The sequence below is a fragment of the Streptomyces sp. NPDC055078 genome (genome assembly GCF_053607985.1).
The window spans coordinates 1-4313 of sequence record NZ_JBSGUP010000680.1 but is presented as its reverse complement, the minus strand read 5'-3'; the positions used below and the strand labels follow the sequence as shown (position 1 = coordinate 4313).

The 4313-nt window shown below is 75.9% G+C and carries 1 protein-coding gene and 1 pseudogene; both read left to right on the top strand.

Going from position 1 to position 4313, the window contains the following annotated elements; all coding sequences use genetic code 11:
* The first annotated feature begins 194 nt into the window (after positions 1 to 194).
* Entirely contained in the window at positions 195 to 1106 is a 912-nt protein-coding gene (locus ACWF94_RS34670; protein ID WP_453497903.1) for a hypothetical protein, read from the top strand.
* A 226-nt stretch (positions 1107 to 1332) separates the two neighbouring features.
* Positions 1333 to 4313 (top strand): annotated as a pseudogene (locus ACWF94_RS34665) (hypothetical protein); the annotation flags it as partial.

The window sequence follows — 4313 nt, the reverse complement described above, 5'->3', positions numbered from 1 at the left end:
GCGCCGGAGAGACCGGCGGGCTCTCCGGGCCGCAGGGCACGGGTGTGGGCCCACGGGGAGATCCCCGGCGCGGAGCCGCGACGACGGCAGGCGCCTCTCGGCCGCGCGGGCGATCGGCGCGCGGACCTCGGGCGGAAGCGCGCCGGGAAGCCGTTCCGCCATCGGACACCCACCAGCCGGACAAGGAGCATTCAGTGACCGACACCCACGCGGCCCCCACCCCCTGGCGTGACCCGGCCACGCCCGAGGCCGTGCCGGACCGGACGGGCGACAGCGCCGGCCGGGGGGTCACCCCCGCCGACGCCGCCGACGCCGCCCGGCTCGTCTCCTTCGGCCTGCAGCCCAAGCTGCTCCCGGCGCGCGACGCCGAATACGCCGACCTGCTGCGGCGATACCGCGAGGACCCGCCCTTCGCCCGGATCGCCGACGCAGTCGCCACCGGCCTCGGCCTCATCGTCCTTGAGGTGTCCACCCGCGCAGGCATGGCCCTGGCCGCGGGGGAGGACTCCGTCTTCGCCGTCCGCATGGGCGACTACGCCCGCCGGGCGTCCCCGGACTCCGCGGACCGCTTTCTGCACGGCCTCGCCCATCTCGCCGTCGCCGCCATGGCGTTCCCGCGCCCCGAGGATCTCGCCGACGACGGATACATCGGCCGCATCACGGTGAACGGCGTCGACGCGTTCGTACGGCAGGCATGCCGGCGGCTCGAAGAGCGCGCAGGCGAGCAGGGCACCAACACCGACCCCGCCACCGACGCCCCCGGCCTGGAGTCCGCCTGGCGGGTCTACGCCCGGCGCAGTGCCACGGGAGCCACGAAGGACACCCGCCGGCTCGCCGGTTCGACCACCGGCATCGTCGGCAAGGCCGTCGCGTTCCTCACCGACTCCGGCTTCCTCCAGCGGACCGGTGACGACGCCGGAGGCGCCTACCGCACCACCGCCCGCTATCAATTGCAGGTCCGCGACATGGCGGGCGGCGCTGCCATGGCCGAACTGCTCGACCTCGGCGTCGTTCCGGTCAGCGACGGCACCGCCACCCTCCTCCCACCGCCCGACGCGGACGACCCCGAGCTGGCCGCCGACGCCGGACTCCCCTTCCACACCTGACCCGCCGGTGCCGTATTCCTTCCACCCGTGCCCCACTGATGCCGGACCCCTTTCCATCCGATTTTCCATCCGATCCACCGAGACCGAATCCGCCTCCCGTGCGCGATCCGCCGAGACCGAATCCCCCCGGCCCCGACCCGCCGACACCGACACCGACCACCCTCCGACACCCGCCCCGTAGTCACCGTCCGCCGCACATCCGCACCCACCACGAGAGCAAGCCGCCATGTACGAGCTGTCCCGCGTTCGCCTCTACTCCATCGGGCCCGCCGGTGCGCGCTACGCCGACACCGTGCTGGATCTGCGCGGAGTGGGCGAGCCAGTGCCCCACCCCGCGCCCGCCCAGGCGGAGTTCTTCGAGGACGAGCCGACCGGCCCGCCCCGCCGCCCGGCCCCCGCGGGTGTGCTCTTCCTGGAGAACGGCGGCGGAAAGTCCGTTCTGCTGAAGCTGATCTTCTCCGTGATGCTGCCCGGCCACCGCAACACCCTGGGCGGTGCCAGCTCCGGCGTACTGCGAAAGTTCCTGCTCGCCGACGACTGCGGACATGTCGCCCTGGAGTGGCAGCACACCCTCACCGGCGAACTGGTGGTCGTCGGCAAGGTCAGCGAGTGGCGGGGACGCCAGGTCTCCAACGACCCGAGGAAGTTCGCGGAGGCGTGGTACTCCTTCCGCCCCGGGCCGGGCCTGAGCCTCGACTCCCTCCCCGTCGCCGAGTCGACGGCCGTACGCCCCCCGGTCGAGGGCGCGTCGGGCGCGCGGGGCCGCCGCCGCACCATGAAGGGCTTCCGCGACGCGATCACCGACGCCGGCAAGGCGTACCCCCACCTCGATGTCTCCTGGGAAGAGATCCACGACCGGTGGAACGAACACCTCGGCGACCTGGGCCTCGACCCCGAGCTGTTCCGCTACCAGCGCGAGATGAACGCCGACGAGGGCGAGGCCGCCGGTCTCTTCGCCGTCAAGAAGGACTCCGACTTCACCGATCTGCTGCTGCGCGCGGTCACCGACACCCGGGACACGGACGGCCTCGCCGACCTCGTCAGCAGCTTCGGCAACAAACTCGGCCGCCGCGCCGAGCTGACGGCGGAGCGCGACTTCACGGCGGGTTCCGTCGATCTGCTCGGCCGGATCGTGGCGGCCACCGAAGCCCGTGCGCGCGCCCGGGAGATCCATGCGGGCGCCGAGCGGCGCACCCGCACACTCGCCCGCAGGCTCTCCGCCCGCGCCGAGGCGGAGCGCACCCGTACCACCGACCTCGCCCGGCAGCTCACCGCCGCCGCGCACACGGTCACCGAGGCCGAACGATCCCGCGCCCGCAGCTCACTGATCGCCGCCGAACTGGCCTACCGGCACGCCTCCCTCGCCCTGACCGTCGCCGAGAGGAGCGCCGCCGCCCAGCGCCGCGAACTGACCGACGCCCGTACGCTGCACTCCGCCTGGCAGGCGGCGGAGGCCGTCCTGCGGCACCGGGCCGCGAGCGACCGTTCCGCCCGCGTCGCCGTCGCGATCCGCGAGGCCGAGCGCGACGCCGCCCCCGCCCTGGCCGCCCGCGCCCGCGCCGCCGCCGATCTCGTCCGCGCGCTGCACTCGGCCGCCGATGACGGCGAGCGGGTCGCCAATGAGGAGGAGGAGCGCTCGGCCGCCCTCCAGGAGGCGGGCGAGACCGCGCACCGCGACGCCACCGCCGCCGCGACCGAGGCCCAGCGCGCCCGCAGCGAGATCGGCCATCTGCGCCAGCGCCTCACCGAGGTCGAACAGGAGACGACCGAAGCCGTACGGGCCGGCTGGCTCGACGACACGGCCCCCGACGCCGATCCGGCACGCGCGGCCCTCGCGGCGAGCGACGCGGAGAAGACCGCCGTCGCGACCTGGGACACGGCCCGTGAGGCGGGCCGGATCACCGGCGACCGGGCCAAGGAGGCGGCGGCTGCCGAATCCCGCGCGGAGCTGGCGGCGGCCCGCGCGCAGGACGCGGCCCTCGCGGCGGAACAGTCCTACGACACCGAACGCCGCGCCGCGGAGTCCATCGCCCAGGACGACCGCCTGGCGGAACTGCTCAGCCTGCCCGCACCCCGCGCCGTCGCGGCAACCCCCGTACCCGCCCCGAGGCGGGGCACGGCCGGGGCTGATGGACAGAGCCAGGGCGCGGGCACCACCCGGACCGACCATGCCCCGGGGGCCGACGGCCCGTCGGGGACGGCCGCCGCCGATGACGGCACGGGGACCCGCCCGGCGGACGGGACCGCCACCGAGGAGCCCCCGGGCACCGGGTGCGACACTCCCGGGGGGACCCCGGCGGGCGCCGCCCGCAGGCGTCCCCGCCCCGCCGACGGCCCCCTCTCCGCCGAAGAGCTGGACCGCTACGCCGACGACCTGCGCGAACTGCTCGACCAGTACATCGCATCCGCCGAGCGGCAGCTGTTCGACCTGCGCACCGCCGCGGCCGACGACACCCGTATCCTCGGCGCGCTCGGCGACGGCGGACTGCTGCCCCCGGGGCCCGATGTCCTCGCGACCGTCGAATACCTGGGGGAGCACGGCATTCCCGCGCTCCCCGGGTGGCGTTATCTCGCCCAGGCCGTCGACCCGGCCGACCACGCGGCGGTCCTGGCGGCGCGGCCCGAGCTGGTCGACGGGGTCGTGATCACCGACCCCGCGTCACACCTCCGCGCCCGTGAAGTCCTGACCGCCGCTGCCCTGCTGCCCCGCTCCACCGTCGCGGTCGGCACCGCCGCCGCGCTGCTCGCGCCGGTCCCCGCGCCCCGGGGCGGCGGCGGGGGTGCGGCGGACGCCGCGGACACGGGCGTGTTCCTCGTCCCGCCGAACCCGGCCATGCACGATGAACACGCGGCCGACGAGGAGCGGCGGACCCTCAGGGCGCGCGCCACCGCGCGGGACGAGGAGATCCGGCTGCTCGCGGCCCGGCTGGCCTCGGACCGCGCCATCGCCGCCCGGCTCGGCTCCTGGCGGGCGGACTGTCCGCCCGGGAAGCTCGCGGAACTCGCCCAAGGCGCACAGACGGCCCGCGAGACGGCGGAGGCGGCGCGGGCGGAGCTGACCGAGGCCCGCACCGCTTGGACGGAGGCCGAGGAGGCCGCCGCCGACGCCGCCCGCGCACGCGACGAGCGCCAGGAGGAGGCCCAGCGCGCGCGCCGGTCCGCCGACGCGGTGGCGGGCCTCGCGTTCGGGCTGCGCGAGCGGGCGGG